We start from the raw sequence: 22,086 nt of genomic DNA, 5'->3' as shown, positions 1-22,086 counted from the left end.
CCCGGTCGACGAAGTTGACCTGCATTGGCGGCAACGGATTTCCCGACACGGACGTACCGGCTAGCCCCCATGTTCGGTCGTCCGACCGGTGCGGCGGGCCGCCGGGTGCGACAATATCGCCGCGCCGAACGGGCGAGGCTGAGAGGACGGCATGAGCACATTGCGAGTAGTCATCGCCGATGACGATGTACTACTGCGGGAGGGGCTTGCCAGCCTGCTGCAACGCGAAGGTTTCGAGATCGCCGGGCAGGCCGGGGACGCCACCGAGCTGTTGGCACTGGTCGACAAGGAGCAACCGGATCTCGTCCTGGTGGACATCCGCATGCCGCCCAACCATGACGCCGAGGGCCTGGACGCAGCCCGCACCATCCGGGAACGCTCACCGGAGACCGCGATCCTGGTGTTGTCGGCTCATGTCGACGTCGACCATGCGATGGAACTGCTCGCCGGTGGGCGCAGCATCGGATACCTGTTGAAGAGCCGGGTGACCGACGTGTCCGATTTCGTGGACACCGTGCGCCGCATCGCCAATGGCGCATCCGTGGTCGACCCGGCGCTGGTCGCCGAATTGGTGTCGGCGCGCCGCCGCAATGATCCGTTGGCTGCGCTGAGTGCCCGCGAGCGCGAGGTGCTGACGCTGATGGCCGAAGGGTTGTCCAATGCGGGTATCGGCCGGCGGCTGTGGGTCACCGAGGGAACCGTCGAGAAGCACGTCCGCAGCATCCTCACCAAGCTCGATCTGCCCGAGACCGGTGACGATCATCGCCGCGTGCGCGCCGTGATCATGTTCCTGGAATCACGTTAGCGACCGATCAGTTCCCGGATGCGGTCCGGTGACAGGGTCAACTTGGGCAAGAATCCGAGCGCGGGACTGGCCACAATCAGGTCCGCGAAGTCCTGTTCGTCGTGGGTCGAGGTGAGGATCACCCGCACCCCGTCGAGTTGCCTGGCGACGTCGAACCCGCTGTCGGTTCCCAGGTCGACATCCACCAACGCGATATCGGGACGCAACTGAGCGGTCATGCGTACTGCCTCGTCCGCGTCGCCGGCGGTCCCCACGACCTCGAATCCCCCGCGTTCCAACATGCTGCGCGCGGCAGCACAGAATGCGGCACTATCGTCGACGATCAAACAGCGTGCGGCATCCATGACTCCAGGGTGGCAGGCCGTTGCCGCGCCGGCATTCCTGTTAACGGGAATCTTCTGGTTCCGCCACCTCCAGTACGGTTGCCAACTCCTACGATCATCGGCGTGAACTGGCGAACCCTTTCGAGCCGGGCGTTGGCACAGGTCGTGCGCCCGACCGCGCGACCGTTGTGGGTCGGCATCCTCGTCGCGCTGGGATTCCTGGCGGCCGAGGTCGGCCTGGTTGCGGCACTTCGCATCGTCGCCCCGGAGAACGCCTTCGGGGCACTGTTGTTGCTGGGTGTGCTCGTGGTCTCGGCCGGCTGGGATTTCCCGCTGGCCATCGCGACATCTCTGGCCAGCGCAGCGGTGTATGCATACCTGCATCTGGAGGGGCGCGATTCGCTGGCTCCGGCGTTGGCGGTGTTCCTGACATTGGCGCTGCTGACCAACGTGTTGGTGGGACAGGCCCGGCTGCGTGCGGCCGAGGCCGAACAGCGTCGGAAGGAGGCCCTGGGTCTGGCTCGCCAGCAGGCCGCGTTGCGTCGGCTGGCGACCTTGGTGGCCCGGGCGGCAGACCTGTCCGAGATCTACCAGGTCGCGGTGCGCGAACTGGCGCACAGTCTCGCCGTCGATCATGTCACCCTGGTGCGTTTCCGCCCGGACGGCAGCTGCTTGGTGATGGCCGCGCACGATCTTCCCGAGGTGCCAGGTTTCGGTGTGGGTGAAGAGTTTTCGTTGTCAGGCGACAATATGAGTGGTCAGATCTACGCATCGGGAGCGCCGGCACGCATCGACGACTATGCCGGTGCCGCCGGGCCCATCGCCCAGCGATTGCACCAGTTGGGAGTCCGGTGCGGTGCCGGTGCGCCGCTGATGGTCGGGGGCGCGGTGCGCGGCGCGCTGCTGGTCGGGGCTCGTCGACCCGCATCGATCTCCCGCAGTTGCGAGGACCATCTCGGAGATTTCGCCGACCTGGTGTCCACCGCGATCGCCAACACCGAGACGCGCGCCGCCTTGACGGCCTCCCGGGCCCGGTTGGTCGCGGCCGCCGACGAGGCCCGGCGCGGTTTCGAACGCGATCTGCACGACGGTGCCCAGCAGCGGATCGTCTCGTTGAGTCTGGAACTGCGCGCCGTCGAAGCGGCCGCCACGGATGCGTCCCTGCGCGCCGAGCTGGGGCGGGTCGTCGATGGGCTGGCCGAACTGCACACCGATCTGCAGGAGCTTTCTCGCGGCATGCATCCGGCAGTCTTGTCGCGCGGGGGTTTGCGCCCGGCGCTGCGGGCCCTGGCGCGCCGGTGCACCATTCCCGTCGAGCTGGATATCGACGTCGACACCCGGTTGCCGGAATCCGTCGAGGTCGCGGCGTATTACGTGGTCGCCGAGTCGCTGACCAATGCCGCCAAGTACGCCGAGGCCGAGGTCGTGATCGTTCGTGTTGCCGCCGCCGACGGGGTGCTGACGCTGTCGGTCAGTGACGACGGTGTCGGGGGTGCTGTCGCCGGCGCCGGTTCGGGGCTCGGCGGGTTGCGCGACCGCGTGGAGGCGCTGTCGGGTCAGTTGGACATCGACAGCCCACCCGGCGGCGGCACCACCGTGACTGCGGTGGTCCCCGCGCCGGTCAGCGGCTGAACGGCAGTACCCGACAGGGCGGCGTGGCCGTCCGCTCCCGGGCGAGTTGTCCCAGGTAGGACGGGTGACGACGTTGGGCTTCGCGCAATGCCCGCAGGTTGCGCTGGGCGCGCCGGGGGGAAAGCTCGACGACGTTGCTATCGCTGATGCTGGACGCAGCCATGATGTTCTCCTTGCGCCGGTGTCCGACCGTCACCGTCCACACTCCGCTGCGAACCGATGAGGGACCTCAACGAAAGCCGTGAACTTCGTGAGAATGCCCACGTGAGACGACGCACAAACGCTCACTTCTTGCGCTGGCTCTCCGCGTACTCGACGGGACGGTTCTTCTTCATCCACGCCCGCACCGGCCAGAACACCACCCACAGGACGGGATACACGGTGACGTAGAACAATCCGTAGACCGCCAAGCACAGCAGGATCCCGGCCACCCACCCTGGATAGACGATGATCAGGCAGAACTGGACGAACTGCTTGAGCACCACCGGTTGACCGTCGGCCATCTGCCACACGGTTCTCGGGCTCAGAGCCTTCACCAGGTTGCGCCAGCCCGAGGACGGGGTCTGGGTCTCCTCGGCGGGCGACGCGCCGTCGACATCGGTCATCGCCGATCCCCCGATCCTCGACTCCGTTAGCGGACTGCCGATACTTCTTGCGTGTCTAGCACACAGAAGTCCACTTCATCGGGCGAAAGACTGCGATGCCCAGGCTTGCCACAGTCTTTGCTGTGGCAACAAGATCAGAAGTCCCAGTCCTCGTCCTCGGTGACGACGGCCTTTCCGATCACATAGGAGGACCCGGAGCCGGAGAAGAAGTCGTGGTTCTCGTCGGCATTGGGGCTCAAGGCCGACAGGATGGCCGGGTTGACGTCGGTCTCGTCCTTGGGGAACAGCGCCTCGTAGCCGAGGTTCATCAGCGCCTTGTTGGCGTTGTAGCGCAGGAACTTCTTCACGTCCTCCGTGAGCCCGACACCGTCGTAGAGATCCTGGGTGTATTCGGTCTCGTTGTCGTAGAGCTCGAAGAGCAACTCGTAGGTGTAATCCTTGAGTTCCTGCTTACGCGTCTCGGTCTCGGCGGCCAGACCCTTCTGGTACTTGTAGCCGATGTAGTAGCCGTGCACGGCCTCGTCGCGGATGATCAGCCGGATCATGTCGGCGGTGTTGGTCAGCTTGGCCCGGCTGGACCAGTACATCGGCAGGTAGAAGCCGGAGTAGAACAGGAAGCTCTCCAGCAGGGTGGAGGCGACCTTGCGCTTGAGCGGGTCGTCACCCTTGTAGAAGTCCATCACGATCTGCGCCTTGCGCTGCAGGTTCGGATTCTCCTCCGACCAGCGGAACGCCTCGTCGATCTCGGCCGTCGAGCACAGTGTCGAGAAGATGTTGCTGTAGCTCTTCGCGTGCACCGACTCCATGAACGCGATGTTGGTGTAGACGGCCTCTTCGTGCGGCGTGAGCGCATCGGGAATCAGGCTGACCGCGCCGACGGTGCCCTGGATGGTGTCCAGCAGCGTCAGCCCGGTGAACACCCGCATGGTGAGCTGCTTCTCGTGGTCGTTGAGCGTGCCCCAGGACGGGATGTCGTTGGACACCGGCACCTTCTCGGGAAGCCAGAAATTGCCGGTGAGTCGCTCCCAGACCTCGGCGTCCTTGTCGTCTTGCAGGCGGTTCCAGTTGATGGCCGAGACACGGTCGATCAGCTTGATTCCATCGGACACCTTGGACCCCAATTCGCTACGTGATGAGTGGCTGCCACGACACTACAACTGGGGGCCGACAACGCGCGCCAACACCAGAACTTGTGTCTGGCGTGTCGTTGATCGGACTCAACCGACGGCGTGCTCGGAGCTGTCCTGGCGCCGCACCGCGTCGTGGATCGGCTGGTCAGGGTCGATCTCGACGCCCATCAGCTCGGCGGTGCCGTTGACCGCACCCATCATGATCGTCGTCATGTGCGCCACGAAGTCCTCGGCGGGCATCCGGCGGCTGTTGTCATCGTTGCCACCCAGCCACCAATCGGTGGCCGAGGCCGCGGTGCCGAACAGCGCGAACGCCGCAAGTTCGAACACCTCGGGCTTGAGGTTCATGTCCTTGAGTTCGCCGCTGACCATCTCGGCGATCGCCAGCGTGATGTCCCGACCGCGGTTGACCGTGGACATGGCGGCCGCCGAATGGTCGGCGAACCGGCCCTGCAGCAGGAAACGGACCACGTTGGGATGTTGGTCGACCAGCTCGACGTAGTGCTCGACGGCACGACCGATCACCTGACGTGCCGAGTCTGATTCGATATCGATCGAGGGGATGACGGCCGCGTACAGCATGTCACGCATACGCTCGCCGATCTGGGCGAACATGTCGGACTTGTCGGTGAAGTGCCGGTAGATCTTCGGCTTCGCCGTCCCCGCCTCTTCGGCGATCTCGCGCACGCTGACGTTGGGTCCGAGCCGGTCGATGGCGCGGAACGCCGCCTCGACGATCTCCGCGCGGACCTTCTTGCGGTGCTCGCGCCATCGCTCGCTGCGCGCGTCAACCTTCACCCCGGGCTGCCCGGTGAGCGGAATGGATGGTCTACGCACCCGTCTACTGTACCGGGAGGGTTCGCTGACCTGCTCGGACAGCCCCGCATCGCCCGGCAGTCGGTACCTACCGAGACTTTGCTCGCGCGACACTCGGCGAACCTTACGAGTAGCATCGCCATGTCATGCCCACACTCACCGAGACGAGCGAATGACACCCCGATATGACGTAGTGATCGCAGGTGGCGGCCCCTCCGGCTCAGCCGCTGCGTGGCAGGCCGCCCAGACCGGTGCCCGCGTGGTGGTGCTGGACAAGGCCGAGTTCCCGCGATCCAAACCCTGCGGTGACGGGTTGACCGCCCGCGCCGTGAGTTATCTGCAGAAGATGGGCCTGGCCGACGAGGTCGCGACTTATCACCGGGTCAACAAGGTCACGGTCTACAGCCCAAGCGCCTGGGAACTGTCGTTCCCGCGCCGACCGGGGATGCCCGACCACGGACACACCGTGGCTCGCGAGCACCTGGACACCGTGCTGCTCAAGCATGCCGAGTCCGCCGGTGCCGAGATCCGCCAGGGCGCCGAGGTGGCCGGACCCGAGATCGACGCCAGCGGCCGCGTGGTCGGCGTCGTACTCAAGAGCGGCGAGAAGGTGCTCGGCGACGCGGTGATCGCCGCCGACGGTGCCTACTCCCCCATCAAGCGTGCGCTGAAGATCGATTCGGACTACAACGGCTACTCCGCGATCGCGATCCGGTCCGAGATGCACCTCAACCGGCCCGACAACGACAGCCTCGACATCTATCTCAAGCTGTTGTTCCAGGGCGACCAGCTGCCTGGGTATGGGTGGGTGTTCCCGATGGGCAACAACGTCTTCAACATCGGTCTGGGATATGTGAACAGCTACAAGAACTGGCAGGCCATCAACGCCACCCAGTTCCTCGGCGAGTTCCTGCGCAGCCTGCCTGCCGAATGGGAAGCACCGCCCATCGAAGAGCTCAAGAAGAACAAGAGCGTGCGCGCGTGGCGCCTGCCGATGGGCTTCACCGCCTGGCCGCCGTGGCGGCCCGGTGTGCTGTTCACCGGCGATTCACTGGGCGCGGGCAAGCCCGCTTCGGGTGCGGGCATCTCCAAGGCCCTGGAATCGGGGCTGGCCGCCGGAGAGTGTGCGCTCGCCGCGCTGAACAATGGCGGGCCCGACGATTTCACCAACTACGCCCAGCGCATGGAAGCGGCGTGGGGCAAGGAGTATCGCCGGGGCCGGTACATGCACAAGCTGATCGGCTACCCGAAGCTCGCCGATGCCGGCATCAAGCTCATCGACAATGCCGCGTTCCGGGATCGGATGCTCAAGGCGCTGTACAAGAAGGCCCAGGGTCCGCAGCACTCGACCAAATAGATGTCGGTGGCCTCGGGTGGACCGAGGCCATGGGCGACCGGACGAACGGTGACACCGGATGTGTCGGTGTACGTGCGTAGCCTTCGGCATATGGAACAGCGCATCAGCCTGATCACCCTCGGGGTGGACGATCTGGACAGGGCCCGCGGGTTCTACGAGCAGGGGCTTGGCTGGAAGCCCGCCGCCGCGCCCGGCGGGGTGGTCTTCTACCAGCTTCCCGGCATCGCGCTGGGGCTGTTCGGGCGCGCGGAACTGGCCGCGGACGCCCAGCATCAGGTCGACGGCCGGTTCTCCGGCATCACCATCGCCATCAATCAGCGCTCCGAGGCCGATGTCGATGCCGTGCTGGAGCAGGCAGCCGCCGCCGGCGGCACCATCCTCAAACCTGCCGAAAAGGTGTTCTGGGGCGGTTACTCCGGCTACTTCGCCGATCTGGACGGCCACGTCTGGGAGGTCGCCCTCAACCCGGACTGGACCATCAATGACGATGGCACGCTGACGATTTGAGCTGCCACTACCCCAAGGTCGCGAGATTCGCCGGGCACGTGTTGCGACAGTGCCGCCACGTAAACTCATCGACGCAGTAAATCAGCTGGTCTCAGGACCGTTTCCGCGGTGAATGGAGAAATGCAATGGTGCGTGCCAACCCGACGATGCAGAAGGCTCGGCTTGCCGACATCCCGAGCGATGTCCACGGCTTGATCTCCAAGCGCACCGCCGAGCTGGATGGCGTCTCGGTCACCGAAGTGACCTTCGCGCGGGGCGCGCGGTGGTCGAACGACCTGAAGGATTATGCGGGCACCGAATTGTGCGGACTACCGCACGTCGCCTTGGTACTGGCCGGCAAGCTCGCGGTCCGCATGACCGACGGCACGGAGGACATCTTCTCCGCCGGCGATGTGATGCTGTTGCCGCCCGGCCACGACGCGTGGACCGTCGGAGAGCACGATTGTGTCTTCGTCGAATTCTCCCGAGGCAACGACTACTACTCGGCCTGACCCGCGGCCAGCGGTTCGGCGCTCACCGGCGCCCACGCTTGACGGGTTTACCCGCGGTTTTGCCTGCCGCCGCGCGCGCGGCTTGCTTGGCCAGTGTTTTCTCACGCGCGGTGCGCTTGGGCGCCGGTTCGGCGCGACCTCTCGACGAGCTCGATGTACGCCCACGCACGATGCCGACGAATTCCTCGACCAGCGGAGTCTGCTCACGGTCGGGAAAAGCGAGCGCCACCGGACAGGCGGGAGCGTCCGATATCGGCCGATAGCTGAGGTCCTTGCGGTGGTGCAGCCGCGCCAGCGATTGCGGCACAACCAACAACCCCATCCCGGCGGCGACGAGTTCCGTTGCGTCCTTGGTGGTTTCCGGCCGGTGCTCCACCGGAACGCCGGCCGACCAGCCGACGACATCGTCGAGCGGTATGACGACGGGTTCATCGGCCAGATCGGCGGCGGAGACCTCGTCGAGGGCTGTCATCAGATGGTCGACGGGTAGCACCACCACCGTGGTCTCGGCATAGAGCGGGATGACGGCCAACCCACTGGGGTCGACGGGCGGTCGCAACAATGCGACGTCGACGGCTCCTGTTCGCACGGCGTCGACCGCATCCGCCGCCTCCACGGCGCTCAGCCGCAATGCGATATCGGGATGCCGCTCGGCCCACACCCGTGCCCACTTCGCCGGGGTCGCGCCGGGGATGTACCCGACGGCAAGGCTGGGCTGGGTCACCTGGTCAGGCTACCGATACGCTGGATTCATGAGTAGGCAGAACACGCAGTCCATGAAGTCCGCCACCGCGGCCAAGAAGTTGGATGTCTACCTGCCTGCCACCCCGGCGGAGTTCCAGGAGAACACCATCACCCGTGCCGAGCTCACCGCTCTGCAAGAGGACCCGCCGCAGTGGCTGAAGGACCTTCGCAAGAATGGGCCGCACCCGAAGAATCTGGTCGCCGCCAAGTTGGGTGTATCCATCGCGGGCTTGGCACGCGGCGGTATCACCGAAGCCTTGACCACCGAGCAGATCAACGCACTGCTGGAGGACAAGCCGGACTGGTTGATCGCCGAGCGCGAGAGTTTCCAGAATGTGTTGACCGAGGAGCGTCGCATCAAAGCGCAGCGCGCCACCCGACGCTAGCGGGCCGACGGCCTACCTGATCGGTGTGACGACAGCCCGCTTGCGTCCCTTCACAAAGTACGCCAGCGGCAGAACGCCCGAGGATGTCACCAACCCGAGCGCGGCGCGCCACAGCCAGCGCGGCCCGTTGACCTGTTGAGCGTCGCGGCCAGAGAGATCGCGCAGCGCCATGGCCCGCAGCCCCGCATCGAGCACCGTCAGAACAACTATCAGTGCCTTGCCCGCCGGATGCAGGTCCTTCCACAACTTGCCCGCCACGCTGGCTCCACCTTTCCTTCACCGACTCGACTACCAACCTACCAATGGTGGATGTGGCGGCCCGCAGAGCGCATCGATCCAGTGGTGACCGGGATGTACCTGAGTCAGCCAGCCGCGCAACCGGTCTCGTCGCGGCGAACTCAATTCCGGAAGCACCCGCGCGAAGTCGGCTTCGTCCTTGTCGCGTACATGCTTGGCCTTGAACAGCAGGGCGACCTCGGGAATGAGATAGGGCACCCCGGCGGGGGTTCGCAGAATCAGCTCCGCGTAGTCGAGGGTGATGCTCGGATCGCGTCGGCACACCCATCGACCCTCGGTATGCGGCTCGCGAAAGACATCGAGCCGGAAGCAGTCTTGCTCGACGTCCCACAGCCACGTCTGGAAGTGCCGGTCGAGATATCGCGGGTACGGCCAGATCCGCCCGTCCCCGGCCACCTTCCACTGGAATCCCGGAAGGGCAGCCACGATCTCGGCGAAGCGGGCTGCCGGAACGACGATCTCGAGGTCTTCATGCGTGCGGGTGACCTCACCGACAAAAAGGTCCAGCGCCCAGCCTGCTGCCACGGCCCATGGCGCATCGACGAATGCGAGCCGTTGAGCCACCTCGGCAGGAGTCCAGGGTTCCCAGTCACCCTGCGCCACCGCCCCGTCTTCCTCCACACCCACCGGTCTCTCCCCACCGACACGAATTGCGTGGCGGCAGTCGCCGCTGCCCCACGAGGCTATGGGCGGCGCACCGCCCGGCGCGAGGCTGAAAAGCCTGCGGACGCACTGATCAAGTGCGGGTAGCATTGCGCCAACGGTTGCCGACCACACGGAGAACGTACGGCAACGGGACTTCGGGGCAACAGTGCATCGTTGGGGGGAATTGCGCAGATGGTGGTTGTTGTGCACGTAGAGCCAAAGAGGACCGGGACGCGCCGTCCGAAGAACGCAATGGCCAGCAAGTTCAGCAACTATCTCTGCATCTCTGCCGGGTCGACGAGGTCGTTAACTGAGATTCCCCAGTTGCACGGTGCACCCGAGTGAAGGGCTCCCCGAAGAGCGCGTCCCGGGTGAGCCGCACAACACAGTTGGGCAAGGTCGCCGCCCGTCAGGCGGCCCGCCATGCCGTCGACGCGGCGCGTCGACCATTTCAATCCGAGGAGGAGCAGGCTCGCGCGCGCGACGAGCAGATGCTGCGTCTTGCCGACGATTTGGTGGAGACCTTGGGCACTATGCGCGGGGCGGCGATGAAGCTGGGCCAGATCATTTCGGTACTCAACTTCGGACTCAGTTCCCAAGAATCGCGCGCCGAGTTCAGCCGCCGCCTGGAACCGCTGTTCAACGCCGCACCTCCGGTCCCCAACGCCACCATGTTCAAGCTCATCGACAAGGAGATCAGCCCGTCCAGCCGGCGGTTGCTCGCGCACATCGACGAGGTGCCGGTGGCCACCGCATCGCTCGGACAGGTCTACCGAGGCACCCTGAGCGACGGACGCGCTGTAGCGGTCAAGATTCAGTACCCGTTCGCGCGGGACGCGGTGCGGGCCGATCTGAAGAACATGGCCATGCTTGTTCGGTTGCGCCGACCCTTCTATCCGGTACCCGGTCTCGACGAGGTGATGCAGGAGGTACGCCAACAGATCGAATCCGAGCTCGACTACCGGTTGGAATTGGACAATCATCGCTCGGTCTACGAGAGCAACCGCGAGCACCCGGTCTTCGCCATACCGGAGCCGATAGACGAGCTGTGTTCGGCGCGCATTCTGGTGACCGAATATGTCGAAGGACGGGCGCTGCACACATTCTCACCGACCGACCAGACCGATCGCGATCGTCTCGGTGAGGCGATCTATCGCTTCTACGCAGGCAACATCTACACCACCGGTCGGTTCTGCGCCGACCCGCATCCGGGCAACATCTTGGTCCTCGAGGACGGCCGTCTGGCCTTTCTCGACTTCGGCCTCTACGTTCGCATGTCCCCCGATGATCTGGACTGCCAGCGTTCGATCCTGGCCGCCGCGATGAAGGGTGACGCCGCCACCGTGCACGAGCTGACGCGCCGGGCGGGGTTCCTCACCGATGCCGAGGCGATGCCGCCCGAGATGACGATGGATTACATGCATGCGGTCGCCGGGTGGTATCTGTTGCCCGGCGTAGCCCAGATCACCGAGAAGGTGGCGTACAAGGCTTTGTCGCAAGCAATGCTGCCACGGTCCGATTTCCGGGACGGCATCTTCTCCCAACGGATGCTCGGACCGCACGCGTTCGCCCGGCGCACCGAAATGAGTGTCTGCGCGCTGTTGGGAACACTTCAATCGGCCAACAACTGGCATGACATCGCCTCCGAGTGGGCATTCGGCCATCCGCCGGCTACCGAGATGGGCCGGGCGATAGCCGAGTACGAGGACGCAGCGCGTCGAGGCCGGCCTTAGCCGGCAGGCAAGACTGCGGGGAGTCCGCCCAGCAGATAGTTCGCGACGAAAGTGCTGATCTCGTCGACATCGAACGGCTCGCCGGAACCCAGCAGAACCGGCGAAGCGGCCTGGGTGAGTGTCGATACCACGAGCTGACCGGCCCACACCATGTTGATCGGTACATCCGACCGTAGCCACTCCCGCTCGGCAGCGATCGAGAGGATATCGGTCACCTGAGCACTGAGCTGACGATAGCCGCCGAGCATGGCCTTGAGCGCGTCGGCATCGACGCCGGGTGCGGCAAGAATGACGAAGGACAACAACTCGGCATGGTCGACGGCATGCTGTAACGCTCTGCGTACCAGCGCGTGAAATTCGTCGACGAAGGCGTCCCGATCGGCCACCGCCGACCAGTCGCGATCGACGAAGACAGCGGCCCCAAGGTCATCCAGGGAACGAATCATGATCGCGTCCAGCAGGTCACGCTTGTTTCGGAAGGACCCGTAGAACGTGCCTCGGCTCACCCCGCACTCGGCGACGATATCGTCGACGTCGACGTCGCGGTAACCACGCTCCAAGAACAGGGCCACCGCCGCCTCATACAGTTGCCTCGCGCGATCAGGCATTGTCGTCTCCCTCATCGACCTGCCCGAGAAGCCCTTCCGTCGCAACCGATTTCATCATCGAAAGGAACTCGGTCCGCATGGTCGCGGTGCCGTCACCGGCCAGCGACATCGCCAGACCCGGCCCGGCCATTCCCACGATCATCCGACTCAACATCTTCCACACGTCGCGGTCTGCGCTGCTCTCCGGCGCGAACCGCTCGAACAATTGCGCTACGCCGGCATCGATCACACCGAGTAGACCGATTACCCGCCAACGCAATTCAGCGTCGATGGCGCTGCTTTCGACGGTCAGCACACGAATGATGGCCGGATCTTCATCCACCAGCGCGAACAACCGCGAGCCAAAAGCGGTGATCAGCTCCAACGGCTCACGGTCCGTGGCTTCAATCTCGTCGACAACGGAGTCGACGTTGAGCGCTGCGATCGCCTTGGTCACCGCGTAGTCGAAGATGCGGTCGACCAGTTCACGCTTGCTCTCGAAGTACCGATACAGCGTCCCGTTCGACACGTGCGCATGGCGGGCCACGTCGGACATCAATGTGCGTTCGTAGCCCTTTTGTGTCAGCACCGCGTAAGCGGACTCGATGATGGCGTTTCGTCGCTCCTCTTGGAGCTGCGGATTCGGTGGGCGGCCGCGAACGCGCCGCCCCTCTCCCGCGGATCCGCTTGACCGACGCACCGGCAAAGAGTACACGCTCGGGTATCTCGACTGAGGGCGACCGCACATACTAGGACAGGTCGCTACCCCGCTTCGGCCCGGTCGGCAGCACCCTCGGTAACAGAGGCTGCGCCCCGGGCCTCGGCCGCAGCCAGAAGCTCGTCACTCAACTCCGCAGGGAGTTCGAGCAGCCCGGATACGATGCGACGCACGAGGGGGTCGCGTGCCACGCCGAGCCAGTAGAGATCCTCGTCCACCTGGCGTTGATACCCGCCGCCGGGCGCCAGAAAGTAGTCAGCACGTACGCCGAAGAAATCGGCGATGGCATCGATGGTCGCGCGCGACGGATTGATCCGGCGCCCCAACCGAAGCTGCGACAGGTACGGCGCCGAGAGTACGTGGCCGCGTAATGACAACTCCTGCAGCATTTCTCGGCTGGTGTACGGTCCACGCCAAAGCGGGTGCACCACCTGAAAAAGGCGGTTCAATCGGTCGGCGAAGTCATCGCGCACGTCGGCCGCCCCCTCTGGTGTCTGCCTTTTCCATTTGGACGAACGAATGACGTTCCCGTTGCGCACGCTCACCAGATTCCCGTTCCCTTGACGGTCGACCATGACTGCTGACGTCGGCGTCGTTCGATCGCGCCGGCCTGCCGTTCGCCATCGGACGAAAGAGGCAGCGGGACAACCGAGCACACCGGATTGCGCCGCGCGCGGAGCGGCTGGGCGGGCAGACAGGTCCCCCGCGCGCAGTGTTCGAGCGCTTGGACCACCGCCACCGAAGGCAACATCACCGGCCGCCCGCTCCATCCGCAGGTGCACGAGGAGAACCAGTGAAAGGAGTCGAGTCGCGCGACCGAGGCGCGATGCCGCTCCTCGGCCGGTGCCGCAGCGGGGGCGGCAACCCGTCGCACCGGCAACGAGATCACCGGGCATGGCGCACGATCTTCTTTCCGACCCGGCGTTACCATGATTCACCTAACGGCATTGCAGGACAGACAATGTCGCGATTCGTGAGTGTCGATGAAGGCACGTGGCCGTCCTTTCCAGGCGAAGCGAACAAAGAGATCCCTGGCGGCGATCCCCCCAGTCGCACACGGGACCGGTTCGCCGCCACCGTCGAATGACTCAGAGCGCGTGGCGGTTCAGGCAGTGTTCCGGGCGTTGTTCACGGCACGGGCAGTCGCGAGAGACCACAGATGTACGTGTGCGTGACGGCCGTGCCACACCCCCCAAGGTGCCGACCACAACGACGACGCAGGCGCACAGCACAACAACGCCCACGGTCATCATGTGGCCACACCGCAGCACGGCCGCCACCGCGATGACCCGCCTGCACACATCTCGACCATCGCGCCCCCCTGACACGAACCCCGACCCCGGCGCATACGGCCTTCGGCCATCGGCACCGCCTACAAGATCAGACTGACATATAGGTGACTGACCTGTCAATCGTTTAACGTCACGGCCACACCCGGAGTCGGAGCTGACGCGCTGTGACCTGCGACTCGACCTGCTGAGCCGATACCTAGCGCGGCGATCCCGGACCGGCCGGCGGATACGGCGGCTGGGCCGGCGGATACGACGGACTGGCTTGCGGCCACTGCGGACCGGGCTGCGGCGGGTACTGCTCCTGCGGGTTCCGCCAGGCCGTTCCATCCCAGTACGGTTGCGGCTGCTGGCCCTGCTGGGGATGACGCCATGCGCTCCCATCCCAGTACGGCTGCGGCGATCGAGCGAGCTGCCCGCGGCGGCGACGCTTGCGGATCAGATGCACGATGCCCCAGATGATCAGGCCCAGGATCAGTAACCGTCCGATGACCAGGCCGATCACACGTTCTGGATCGGAATCATCTGCCAGCACCATCACCAACTCGGTAGTCACGGTGTCCCCCTCACCGGCGCAGCTGATGTGGCGCCGCACTGGTGTCAGCCTAACCGCCGCACCAGGGCACCGATGTCGGCAATTTTCCTCCTGCCCGCCGACGAGCCCGCCGAAAACGAAAGGCGGGTCGGGGGATATCTCCCCCGACCCGCCGATCAGTCGACTCAATTCACAGCATGCAGGACACGCAGCCCTCCACCTCGGTGCCCTCCAGGGCCATCTGGCGGAGTCGGATGTAGTACAGCGTCTTGATCCCCTTACGCCACGCGTAGATCTGCGCCTTGTTGACATCGCGGGTGGTCGCGGTGTCCTTGAAGAACAGCGTCAGCGAAAGCCCTTGATCCACATGCTGGGTCGCCGCCGCGTAGGTGTCGATGATCTTCTCGTACCCGATCTCATAGGCATCCTGGTAGTACTCCAGGTTGTCATTGGTCAGGTACGGCGCCGGGTAATAGACGCGACCGATCTTGCCTTCCTTGCGGATCTCGATCTTCGACGCGACCGGGTGGATCGACGATGTCGAATGGTTGATGTAGCTGATCGAGCCCGTCGGCGGGACCGCCTGCAGGTTCTGGTTGTAGATGCCGTGGGTCTGCACCGACTCCTTCAGCCGCTTCCAGTCATCCTGGGTCGGGATGCGGATACCGGCATCGGCGAAGAGCGTGCGCACCTTGTCGGTGGCGGGCTCCCAGACCTGATCGGTGTACTTGTCGAAGAACTCCCCCGACTTGTACTTGGATCTCTCGAATCCACCGAAGGCCCGGCCGCGTTCGATCGCGAGCCGGTTGGAGGCACGAATCGCGTGGTAGAGCACGGTGTAGAAGTAGATGTTGGTGAAGTCCACACCTTCTTCGGAGCCGTACATGATCCGCTCGCGCGCCAGGTATCCGTGCAGGTTCATCTGACCGAGGCCGATGGCATGCGACTCGTTGTTGCCCTGCTCGATCGAGGGCACCGACCAGATGTGGGTCTGGTCGCTGACCGCGGTCAGCGCGCGGATGGACACCTCGATGGTCTGGGCGAAATCCGGTGAGTCCATCGCCTTGGCGATGTTGAGCGAACCGAGGTTGCACGAGATGTCCTTGCCCACCTTGGCGTAGGACAGGTCCTCGTTGAACAGCGACGGCGTCGAAACCTGCAGGATCTCCGAGCACAGGTTGGAGTGGGTGATCTTGCCTTCCACCGGGTTGGCACGATTGACCGTGTCCTCGTACATGATGTACGGGTAGCCGGATTCGAATTGCAGTTCGGCCAGTGTCTGGAAGAACTCGCGCGCCTTGATCTTGGTCTTGCGGATCCGACCGTCATTGACCATTTCGTGGTACTTCTCGGTCACCGAGATGTCCGCGAAGGCAACGCCATACACCTTCTCGACGTCGTACGGCGAGAACAGGTACATGTCCTCGTTCTTCTTCGCCAACTCGAAGGTGATGTCCGGGATCACCACGCCCAGCGAGAGCGTCTTGATCCGGATCTTCTCGTCGGCGTTCTCTCGTTTCGTGTCGAGGAACCGGTAGATGTCGGGGTGGTGCGCGTGCAGGTACACCGCGCCGGCGCCCTGCCGTGCGCCGAGCTGATTGGCATAGGAAAACGAGTCCTCCAGCAGCTTCATGATCGGGATGACGCCCGAGGACTGGTTCTCGATGTTCTTGATCGGCGCACCGTGCTCGCGAATGTTGCTCAGCAGCAGCGCGACTCCGCCGCCACGCTTGGACAACTGCAACGCCGAGTTGATGGAGCGCCCGATGGACTCCATGTTGTCCTCGATGCGCAGCAGGAAGCAGGAGACGGGCTCGCCGCGTTGCTTCTTGCCCGAGTTCAGGAATGTCGGGGTGGCCGGCTGGAAGCGGCCGTCGATGATCTCGTCGACCAGCTTTTCGGCCAGCGTGGTGTCACCGGCGGCCAGCGTCAGCGCGACCATCACCACGCGGTCCTCGAAGCGCTCCAGGTAACGCTTACCGTCGAATGTCTTCAGGGTGTAGGAGGTGTAGTACTTGAAGGCACCCAGGAACGTCGGGAAGCGGAACTTCTTGGCGTATGCCCGATCCAGCAGACTCTTGACGAAATTGCGGCTGTACTGGTCGAGCACCTCGCGCTCGTAGTACTCCTTCTCGATCAGGTAATCGAGTTTCTCGTCCTGGCTGTGGAAGAACACCGTGTTCTGGTTGACGTGCTGCAGGAAATACTCCCGCGCGGCCTGGACATCCTTGTCGAACTGAATCTTGCCGTCGGCGTCATACAGATTCAGCATCGCGTTGAGCGCGTGGTAGTCCGTCTCCCCCGGGAGCGCGTGAGCGCCGGTGGTTACAGGTTCTGCAGCTGTGACGGTTGGTGGCACGTCTGGTCCTTCCAGAAGTCTTGTAATCCTGCGCGGACGGCGAAGACGTCGTCCGTCGTTCCCATGAGTTCGAAGCGATAGAGAAATGGAACGCCGCACTTACGAGACACGACGACCCCCGCGTAGCCGAATTCGGCGCCGAAGTTGGTGTTGCCCGCGGCGATGACGCCGCGGATCAACGACCGGTTGTGTTCATTGTTGAGGAAGGCGATCACCTGCTTGGGGACATAGCCCCCGCGGTCAGGATCCGGGCCGTTGGCGTGTCCGCCGCCGTAGGTGGGCAGGACCAGTACGTAGGGCTCGTCGACCTGGATCCGTTCCTTGAGTGGAATCCGGATGGCAGGCAGTTCGAGCTTCTGCACGAAACGATGGGTGTTCTCCGAGACGCTGGAGAAGTAGACGAGGTTGCTCACGTCTGCACTCCTCTCGGTCGGCTGGATGGTCTAGGCAGTGACGGCGGATGCTCCGACCAACGCCTTGATGCGGTCGGGACGGAATCCGGACCAGTGCTCGTTGCCCGCGACGACCACGGGTGCCTGCAGGTAGCCCAGCGCCATCACGTAGTCGCGGGCCTCGTTGTCGAGGGTGATGTCGACGACGTCGTACGCGACACCCGCCTTGTCCAACGCCTTGTAGGTGGCATTGCACTGCACGCAAGCGGGCTTGGTGTACACGGTGACGTTCATCTAGCGGCTCCTACGCTCGTGCATGACTGGGACGGGCAACTGCTCTGGTTATGCAATTCACTTCAATTCAGCGGTCCGGAGGGCCCGGAAATTCCGGTCCCCCGGAGCTGGATCCGTGGTGTCCGGCGTGGCCGGTACCGGGTGGATCTCGCTCCGCCGGGCCCCTGTGGCGTTGGGGCCTCGCGGTCCGTCAGACACTACACCTAGTGTCCGACAAACCGAAGAGATACAAGATGTTCTGAACAACATTCGTGAAATTCCCAGGTCGTAAGCCCCTGGGCGTGTCATCGGACGGCGTGTCGCAGATCACATCCGGGGGTGCGTCGCACTCTATCGGCGGGGTCCGACAACCATGCCCCTGCCACGCGGTCGCCGGAACGACAGAACCGCCCGGGAGCAACGCTCCCGGGCGGTTCTTGTCAAATCGGTTCAGCCGACCTCGGCGACCAGTTTGCCGACCACCTCGCGTACCTGACCGGCGACCTCGGCATGCTCGCGCGGATGCTTACCGTCGAGGGTTGCCGACGGGATCGACAGCTTGAGGTCTTCGACCGCCCGCGGCCCGGCGATCGCCAACGACTTGCGGGTCTCGTCGTGTGCCCAGACGCCGCCATACTGACCCAGTGCGGTGCCGATCACGGCGAACGGCTTGCCCTGCAGAGCGCCACTGCCATACGGACGCGACAACCAGTCGATGGCGTTCTTGAGCACACCGGGGATCGACCCGTTGTATTCCGGGGTGACCACCAGCGCGGCGTCCGCGGCAGCGGCGGCCTCGCGAAGCGCCCGCACCGGCTCGGCCACGTCGTCGTTGTCGATGTCTTCGTCGTAGAACGGCAGCTCACCCAGTCGGTCGAACAGCTGCAGTGTCACGCCCTCGGGCGCGGATTCGACGGCGAGCTCGGCGAGCTGCCGATTGATCGATGCCTTCCGCAGGCTTCCGATGAGTACCAGCACGTTGGTCATGTTCGAGGTTCCTTCCGTCGTCGGGTGATCCTTGCACAGGATAACCGGACCACGGTCCGAATAATTCCGGCTGAGTTAAAGTGCAGGTGTGGGCGCACCCGAACCTCTCACCGTGCTGCCGCTCTCGTCCGCCGTCCCGGCCGAGCGCGGCGATGCGGCGCGCAACCGCGCCCTGCTCCTCGATGCCGCGCGCCGCCTGATCGCCGAGCGCGGAGCCGACGCCGTCTCGATGGACGATGTCGCCGCGGCCGCCGGGGTCGGCAAGGGCACCCTGTTCCGTCGCTTCGGCAGTAGGTCCGGTCTGATGATCGTGCTGCTCGACGAGGATGAGATCGCCGAGCAACAGGCATTCATGTTCGGCCCTCCCCCGCTGGGACCCGGCGCCCCGCCACTGGAGAGACTGCTCGCCTACGGATACAGCCGACTGCACTTCGTCCACACCCACCGAGCATTGCTTTCCGATGCCGCACGCGATCCGCATACCCGCTACAACTCCCCGGCAACCCTGCACCGCCGCCATGTCCGAATGCTGCTCGAATCCGCAGGGACGACAGGCGATCTCGACGCCCAGACCGATGCACTGTTCGCTCTGCTCGATGCCGACCGTGTGGCCCACGAGATGACAGACCGCGGCAAGACGCTCGAGGAACTCGCCGCCGGCTGGGACGATGTCGCCCGCAAACTCTGTGGCACGTGACGACGGACCTGAGCTGGATCCTTCATATAGACCTCGACCAGTTCCTGGCCTCGGTGGAACTGCGTCGCCACCCCGAACTCGTCGGGACGCCGGTGATCGTCGGTGGAAGCGGTGATCCGCATGAACCCCGAAAGGTGGTGACCTGCGCCTCCTACGAGGCGCGGGAGTTCGGCGTACACGCCGGCATGCCGTTGCGGGCGGCGGCCCGCAAGTGCCCCGACGCGACGTTCCTACCCGCGGATCCGCAGGCCTACGATGCCGCCTCCGAGCAGGTGATGGGCCTGCTGCGCGATCTCGGCCATCCATTGGAGGTCTGGGGTTGGGACGAGGCCTACCTCGGCGCCGATGTGGCCGATCCGTTCGAGCTCGCCGAACGCATCCGGACCGTCATCGCCGCCGAGACCGGGCTGAGGTGTTCGGTGGGGATCAGCGACAACAAGCAGCGGGCGAAAGTCGCCACCGGTTTCGCCAAACCCGATGGCGTATATGCACTCACCGCGTCGAATTGGATGGCGCAGATGGGTGACCGACCCGTCGACGCACTGTGGGGCGTCGGACCCAAGACCACCAAAAAGCTTGCCGCCATGGGCATATCGACCGTCGCAGAGCTGTCCGAAACCGACGCCACGACGCTCACCTCGACGTTCGGTCCCAGCACCGGCCTGCAACTTCTCCTGCTGGCCAAGGGCGGTGGTGACACCGACATCAACGCGCAGGCATGGGTGCCACGATCCCGCAGCCACGCCGTCACGTTCGCGCACGATCTGACCGATCGAGCCGATATGGACTCGGCCGTCGTCGATCTGGCGTCCACGACGCTGACGGAGGTCAGCGCGGACGGCCGCACCGTCACCCGGGTCGCTGTCACCGTGCGCACCGCCACCTTTTTCACCCGCACCAAGATCCGCAAGCTCGCCGCACCGGGCAACGACCCTGCGGAGATCCAGCGTGTGGCATTGGCGCTGCTCGACGAATTCGATCTGGACCGTCCCATCCGATTGCTCGGTGTCCGATTGGAACTGGAGATGCCATGCTGAACACGATCGCGGTCCGCGGCTACCGATCACTGCGCGAAGTCCTGTTGCCGCTGGAGCAGCTGACCGTGATCACCGGCGCCAACGGCACCGGCAAGTCCTCGCTGTACCGCGCCCTCATGCTGCTCGCGGATTGCGGCCGCGGGGAGGTCATCGCCTCGTTGGCCCGCGAAGGAGGCCTGCAATCAGCGCTGTGGGCCGGACCCGAGCAGACCTCGGGAGCCCGTCGGACCGGAAGCACCCAGGGCACCGTGCGCACCCGCCCGGTATCACTGGAACTCGGCTTCGCCTCAGACGAATTCGGCTATCTGGTCGATCTCGGGATGCCCCAGCACGCCGGGCCGGCCTCGCTTTTCGGCCGCGATCCGGAGATCAAACGCGAGGCCATCTTCGCCGGGCCGCGACTGCGGCCGTCCTCGGCGCTGGTCCGCCGCAACGGCCCGCACGCCGACGTTGCCGACGAGACCGGGCGCGGGTTCACCGATCTGTCCCGCGCATTGCCGTTGTACCGCAGCGTCCTCGCGGAGTACGCCGGGGCGCTCCCCGAGATCAACGCCGTCCGCAACCGCCTGCGCGACTGGCGCTTCTATGACGGATTCCGCTCCGACGCCGGTGCACCGGCCCGCCAGCCCAGGGTGGGCACCCGCACGCCGGTGCTCGCCGACGACGGCGCCGACCTGGCCGCCGCGCTACAGACCATCATCGAGCTCGGCGACGGCGAGCTGCAGGGCGCCATATCCGATGCCTTCGACGGCGCAGGCGTATCGGTGGTCGCCAACGACGGACTTTTCGAGTTGCAGCTGCGCCAGCGCGGAATGCTGCGCCCACTACGGGCCGCGGAGCTCTCCGACGGCACATTGCGTTTCCTGTTGTGGGCCGCGGCGCTGCTCAGTCCCCGACCGCCGTCGCTGATGGTGCTCAACGAGCCCGAAACCTCGCTGCACCCGGACCTGATCCCCGCTCTGGCCGGCATGATCGGCAACGCCGCTGCGGCAACCCAGGTCATCGTCGTCACCCATTCGACCGTCATGCGGGAACGGCTCGATGCGGCCGGCGCGCTGACCGTGGAACTGGTCAAGGAGTGGGGTGAAACCCTCATCGAGGGCCAGACCATGCTGACCGCTCCGCCGTGGGACTGGGGTAAGCGCTGACCGGCCGTCGGCCGCCACCGCCTGCCATCGACCACCTAGCATCGGACTCATGAACGAGCGCCCGGGCGATCCGAACGAGTACCCGCACGACGACCCCACCCTCTACGCCGACTACAGCGAACTGGCCGAACCGTACCCGGCGGCCGAACCGGCACAGCCCTGGTACCAGAAGCCGGCGGCGCTTGTCGGCCTCGGTGCGGTCACCGCCGCGGTCCTGGCACTGGCCGGGTACGGGATCTTCAGCGCCGTATCCTCCGACGACTCAGATTCCGGCCCGGCGACCACCAGCACCAGCACGACGACGACCGCACCCGGCGCCCCGGTCGTGCCCGGCACGATCACCGAGACGGTGCCGCCCACGACGGCCACCACCACGTCGACGACCGACCCGACGACGACCACCACAACCACGACGACGACCACAACCACGACGACCACGCCGAGCACGACCACCACCACGACGACGGTCCCGCCGAGCACGGTCACCGAAACCCGGACCGAAACACAGACCGTGACCGATTTCGCGCCGCCGCCCGGCGGCGAACTGTCCCCGCCCTGACCTGTCGCCAGGCCCGCGGGGCCCGCGGTCATCC

At 65.1% G+C, this 22,086-nt stretch carries 27 protein-coding genes; 10 read left to right on the top strand and 17 right to left on the bottom strand.

Annotation, left to right across the window (positions count from 1 at the left end; genetic code table 11):
• The first annotated feature begins 151 nt into the window (after window positions 1-151).
• Window positions 152-805 (top strand): response regulator transcription factor, encoded by a 654-nt coding sequence (locus G154_RS23140; RefSeq protein WP_019514574.1) that lies wholly within the window; start codon window positions 152-154, stop codon window positions 803-805.
• Here G154_RS23140 and G154_RS23135 read toward each other — a convergent pair.
• Complete coding sequence (locus G154_RS23135; protein ID WP_019514573.1) at window positions 802-1,149, bottom strand: response regulator transcription factor; 348 nt, start codon at window positions 1,147-1,149, stop codon at window positions 802-804. The genes G154_RS23140 and G154_RS23135 overlap by 4 nt on opposite strands.
• A gap of 102 nt (window positions 1,150-1,251) precedes the next feature.
• On the opposite strand from G154_RS23135, the gene G154_RS23130 reads away from it, so the two are divergent.
• The gene (locus G154_RS23130) at window positions 1,252-2,760 is read left to right on the top strand and encodes a GAF domain-containing sensor histidine kinase (protein ID WP_031601420.1); all 1,509 of its coding nucleotides are present in this window, start codon (window positions 1,252-1,254) and stop codon (window positions 2,758-2,760) included.
• Here the strand turns inward: G154_RS23130 and G154_RS26600 are convergent.
• The 4 genes from G154_RS26600 to G154_RS23115 form a co-directional block, all read right to left on the bottom strand.
• On the bottom strand, window positions 2,750-2,923 hold the full coding sequence (locus G154_RS26600) for a hypothetical protein (RefSeq protein ID WP_155944853.1): 174 nt from the start codon (window positions 2,921-2,923) through the stop codon (window positions 2,750-2,752). The genes G154_RS23130 and G154_RS26600 overlap by 11 nt on opposite strands.
• 121 nt (window positions 2,924-3,044) lie before the next feature.
• Window positions 3,045-3,365, bottom strand: coding sequence for a hypothetical protein (locus G154_RS23125; protein WP_019514571.1), 321 nt, complete (start codon window positions 3,363-3,365; stop codon window positions 3,045-3,047).
• A gap of 134 nt (window positions 3,366-3,499) precedes the next feature.
• Window positions 3,500-4,474, bottom strand: a complete 975-nt coding sequence (gene nrdF / locus G154_RS23120; protein WP_023985543.1) for a class 1b ribonucleoside-diphosphate reductase subunit beta — start codon at window positions 4,472-4,474, stop codon at window positions 3,500-3,502.
• A 108-nt stretch (window positions 4,475-4,582) separates the two neighbouring features.
• Window positions 4,583-5,332 (bottom strand): TetR/AcrR family transcriptional regulator, encoded by a 750-nt coding sequence (locus G154_RS23115; protein WP_023985542.1) that lies wholly within the window; start codon window positions 5,330-5,332, stop codon window positions 4,583-4,585.
• Window positions 5,333-5,483: 151 nt separating this feature from the next.
• Between G154_RS23115 and G154_RS23110 the strand changes: the two genes are divergently transcribed.
• The 3 genes from G154_RS23110 to G154_RS23100 all read left to right on the top strand — a co-directional run bounded on the left by G154_RS23110 (window position 5,484) and on the right by G154_RS23100 (window position 7,666).
• The gene (locus G154_RS23110; protein ID WP_023985541.1) at window positions 5,484-6,668 is read left to right on the top strand and encodes an NAD(P)/FAD-dependent oxidoreductase; all 1,185 of its coding nucleotides are present in this window, start codon (window positions 5,484-5,486) and stop codon (window positions 6,666-6,668) included.
• Between the two features lie 90 nt (window positions 6,669-6,758).
• The gene (locus G154_RS23105; protein ID WP_019514567.1) at window positions 6,759-7,175 is read left to right on the top strand and encodes a VOC family protein; all 417 of its coding nucleotides are present in this window, start codon (window positions 6,759-6,761) and stop codon (window positions 7,173-7,175) included.
• A 125-nt stretch (window positions 7,176-7,300) separates the two neighbouring features.
• The gene (locus tag G154_RS23100; protein WP_019514566.1) at window positions 7,301-7,666 is read left to right on the top strand and encodes a hypothetical protein; all 366 of its coding nucleotides are present in this window, start codon (window positions 7,301-7,303) and stop codon (window positions 7,664-7,666) included.
• 22 nt (window positions 7,667-7,688) lie between these two features.
• On the opposite strand, the gene G154_RS23095 is transcribed toward G154_RS23100, so the two are convergent.
• On the bottom strand, window positions 7,689-8,390 hold the full coding sequence (locus G154_RS23095; RefSeq protein ID WP_019514565.1) for a LysR family substrate-binding domain-containing protein: 702 nt from the start codon (window positions 8,388-8,390) through the stop codon (window positions 7,689-7,691).
• Between the two features lie 28 nt (window positions 8,391-8,418).
• On the opposite strand from G154_RS23095, the gene G154_RS23090 reads away from it, so the two are divergent.
• On the top strand, window positions 8,419-8,796 hold the full coding sequence (locus tag G154_RS23090; RefSeq protein WP_023985540.1) for a DUF5997 family protein: 378 nt from the start codon (window positions 8,419-8,421) through the stop codon (window positions 8,794-8,796).
• A 12-nt stretch (window positions 8,797-8,808) separates the two neighbouring features.
• Here the strand turns inward: G154_RS23090 and G154_RS23085 are convergent, their stop codons facing one another.
• Together G154_RS23085 and G154_RS23080 are read right to left on the bottom strand one after the other, a co-directional pair.
• Window positions 8,809-9,054, bottom strand: coding sequence for a hypothetical protein (locus tag G154_RS23085; protein ID WP_019514563.1), 246 nt, complete (start codon window positions 9,052-9,054; stop codon window positions 8,809-8,811).
• Between the two features lie 30 nt (window positions 9,055-9,084).
• On the bottom strand, window positions 9,085-9,720 hold the full coding sequence (locus G154_RS23080; protein ID WP_019514562.1) for a nucleotidyltransferase domain-containing protein: 636 nt from the start codon (window positions 9,718-9,720) through the stop codon (window positions 9,085-9,087).
• A 389-nt stretch (window positions 9,721-10,109) separates the two neighbouring features.
• Between G154_RS23080 and G154_RS23075 the strand changes: the two genes are divergently transcribed.
• Entirely contained in the window at window positions 10,110-11,471 is a 1,362-nt protein-coding gene (locus tag G154_RS23075) for an AarF/ABC1/UbiB kinase family protein (RefSeq protein ID WP_031601418.1), read from the top strand.
• Here the strand turns inward: G154_RS23075 and G154_RS23070 are convergent.
• The 8 genes from G154_RS23070 to G154_RS23035 form a co-directional block, all read right to left on the bottom strand.
• The gene (locus tag G154_RS23070) at window positions 11,468-12,079 is read right to left on the bottom strand and encodes a TetR/AcrR family transcriptional regulator (protein ID WP_019514560.1); all 612 of its coding nucleotides are present in this window, start codon (window positions 12,077-12,079) and stop codon (window positions 11,468-11,470) included. The two genes, G154_RS23075 and G154_RS23070, sit on opposite strands and share 4 nt — an antisense overlap.
• Window positions 12,072-12,773: a TetR/AcrR family transcriptional regulator gene (locus G154_RS23065; protein ID WP_234713075.1), complete on the bottom strand. Its 702-nt coding sequence runs from the start codon at window positions 12,771-12,773 to the stop codon at window positions 12,072-12,074. The genes G154_RS23070 and G154_RS23065 overlap by 8 nt, the downstream gene beginning before the upstream one ends.
• 47 nt (window positions 12,774-12,820) lie before the next feature.
• Window positions 12,821-13,321: a helix-turn-helix domain-containing protein gene (locus G154_RS23060; protein ID WP_131701308.1), complete on the bottom strand. Its 501-nt coding sequence runs from the start codon at window positions 13,319-13,321 to the stop codon at window positions 12,821-12,823.
• A 943-nt stretch (window positions 13,322-14,264) separates the two neighbouring features.
• Complete coding sequence (locus tag G154_RS23055) at window positions 14,265-14,621, bottom strand: hypothetical protein (protein ID WP_131701309.1); 357 nt, start codon at window positions 14,619-14,621, stop codon at window positions 14,265-14,267.
• Window positions 14,622-14,790: 169 nt separating this feature from the next.
• A complete protein-coding gene (gene nrdE / locus G154_RS23050; protein ID WP_031601417.1) occupies window positions 14,791-16,959 on the bottom strand; it encodes a class 1b ribonucleoside-diphosphate reductase subunit alpha in 2,169 nt (722 codons plus the stop codon).
• Complete coding sequence (gene nrdI, locus G154_RS23045) at window positions 16,926-17,372, bottom strand: class Ib ribonucleoside-diphosphate reductase assembly flavoprotein NrdI (RefSeq protein WP_019514555.1); 447 nt, start codon at window positions 17,370-17,372, stop codon at window positions 16,926-16,928. Before nrdI ends, nrdE begins: the two co-directional genes overlap by 34 nt.
• A 30-nt stretch (window positions 17,373-17,402) precedes the next feature.
• A complete protein-coding gene (nrdH, locus tag G154_RS23040; protein ID WP_019514554.1) occupies window positions 17,403-17,645 on the bottom strand; it encodes a glutaredoxin-like protein NrdH in 243 nt (80 codons plus the stop codon).
• 429 nt (window positions 17,646-18,074) lie between these two features.
• Window positions 18,075-18,611, bottom strand: coding sequence for an NADPH-dependent FMN reductase (locus G154_RS23035; protein ID WP_019514553.1), 537 nt, complete (start codon window positions 18,609-18,611; stop codon window positions 18,075-18,077).
• 88 nt (window positions 18,612-18,699) lie between these two features.
• Between G154_RS23035 and G154_RS23030 the strand changes: the two genes are divergently transcribed.
• Genes G154_RS23030 through G154_RS23020 form a run of 3 tightly spaced genes read left to right on the top strand, consistent with a single transcriptional unit; the run spans window position 18,700 to window position 21,493 of the window.
• Entirely contained in the window at window positions 18,700-19,308 is a 609-nt protein-coding gene (locus G154_RS23030; protein ID WP_019514552.1) for a TetR/AcrR family transcriptional regulator, read from the top strand.
• Entirely contained in the window at window positions 19,305-20,345 is a 1,041-nt protein-coding gene (locus G154_RS23025) for a DNA polymerase IV (RefSeq protein WP_019514551.1), read from the top strand. The genes G154_RS23030 and G154_RS23025 overlap by 4 nt, the downstream gene beginning before the upstream one ends.
• The gene (locus G154_RS23020; RefSeq protein WP_019514550.1) at window positions 20,339-21,493 is read left to right on the top strand and encodes an AAA family ATPase; all 1,155 of its coding nucleotides are present in this window, start codon (window positions 20,339-20,341) and stop codon (window positions 21,491-21,493) included. The genes G154_RS23025 and G154_RS23020 overlap by 7 nt, the downstream gene beginning before the upstream one ends.
• A 111-nt stretch (window positions 21,494-21,604) precedes the next feature.
• Here G154_RS23020 and G154_RS26870 read toward each other — a convergent pair whose 3' ends face one another.
• The gene (locus G154_RS26870) at window positions 21,605-22,084 is read right to left on the bottom strand and encodes a hypothetical protein (protein ID WP_187697578.1); all 480 of its coding nucleotides are present in this window, start codon (window positions 22,082-22,084) and stop codon (window positions 21,605-21,607) included.
• Window positions 22,085-22,086: the final 2 nt, after the last annotated feature.

It is taken from the genome of Mycobacterium sp. VKM Ac-1816D, assembly GCF_000416385.1.
GTDB lineage: Bacteria > Actinomycetota > Actinomycetes > Mycobacteriales > Mycobacteriaceae > Mycobacterium > Mycobacterium neoaurum_A.
The sequence above is the reverse complement of the archived record's forward strand: the minus strand, read 5'-3'. Positions and strand labels throughout refer to the sequence as shown.

Bases quoted from the DNA above. Each gene is read 5' to 3' on its own strand.
- G154_RS23135 (WP_019514573.1), bottom strand. From the start codon at position 1,149: ATGGATGCCGCACGCTGTTTGATCGTCGACGATAGTGCCGCATTCTGT.
- G154_RS23125 (WP_019514571.1), bottom strand. From the start codon at position 3,365: ATGACCGATGTCGACGGCGCGTCGCCCGCCGAGGAGACCCAGACCCCG.
- G154_RS26870 (WP_187697578.1), bottom strand. From the start codon at position 22,084: ATGACCGCGGGCCCCGCGGGCCTGGCGACAGGTCAGGGCGGGGACAGT.
- G154_RS23090 (WP_023985540.1), top strand. From the start codon at position 8,419: ATGAGTAGGCAGAACACGCAGTCCATGAAGTCCGCCACCGCGGCCAAG.
- G154_RS23105 (WP_019514567.1), top strand. From the start codon at position 6,759: ATGGAACAGCGCATCAGCCTGATCACCCTCGGGGTGGACGATCTGGAC.
- G154_RS23070 (WP_019514560.1), bottom strand. From the start codon at position 12,079: ATGCCTGATCGCGCGAGGCAACTGTATGAGGCGGCGGTGGCCCTGTTC.
- G154_RS26600 (WP_155944853.1), bottom strand. From the start codon at position 2,923: ATGGCTGCGTCCAGCATCAGCGATAGCAACGTCGTCGAGCTTTCCCCC.
- G154_RS23140 (WP_019514574.1), top strand. From the start codon at position 152: ATGAGCACATTGCGAGTAGTCATCGCCGATGACGATGTACTACTGCGG.
- G154_RS23100 (WP_019514566.1), top strand. From the start codon at position 7,301: ATGGTGCGTGCCAACCCGACGATGCAGAAGGCTCGGCTTGCCGACATC.
- G154_RS23110 (WP_023985541.1), top strand. From the start codon at position 5,484: ATGACACCCCGATATGACGTAGTGATCGCAGGTGGCGGCCCCTCCGGC.
- G154_RS23020 (WP_019514550.1), top strand. From the start codon at position 20,339: ATGCTGAACACGATCGCGGTCCGCGGCTACCGATCACTGCGCGAAGTC.
- G154_RS23035 (WP_019514553.1), bottom strand. From the start codon at position 18,611: ATGACCAACGTGCTGGTACTCATCGGAAGCCTGCGGAAGGCATCGATC.
- nrdH (WP_019514554.1), bottom strand. From the start codon at position 17,645: ATGAACGTCACCGTGTACACCAAGCCCGCTTGCGTGCAGTGCAATGCC.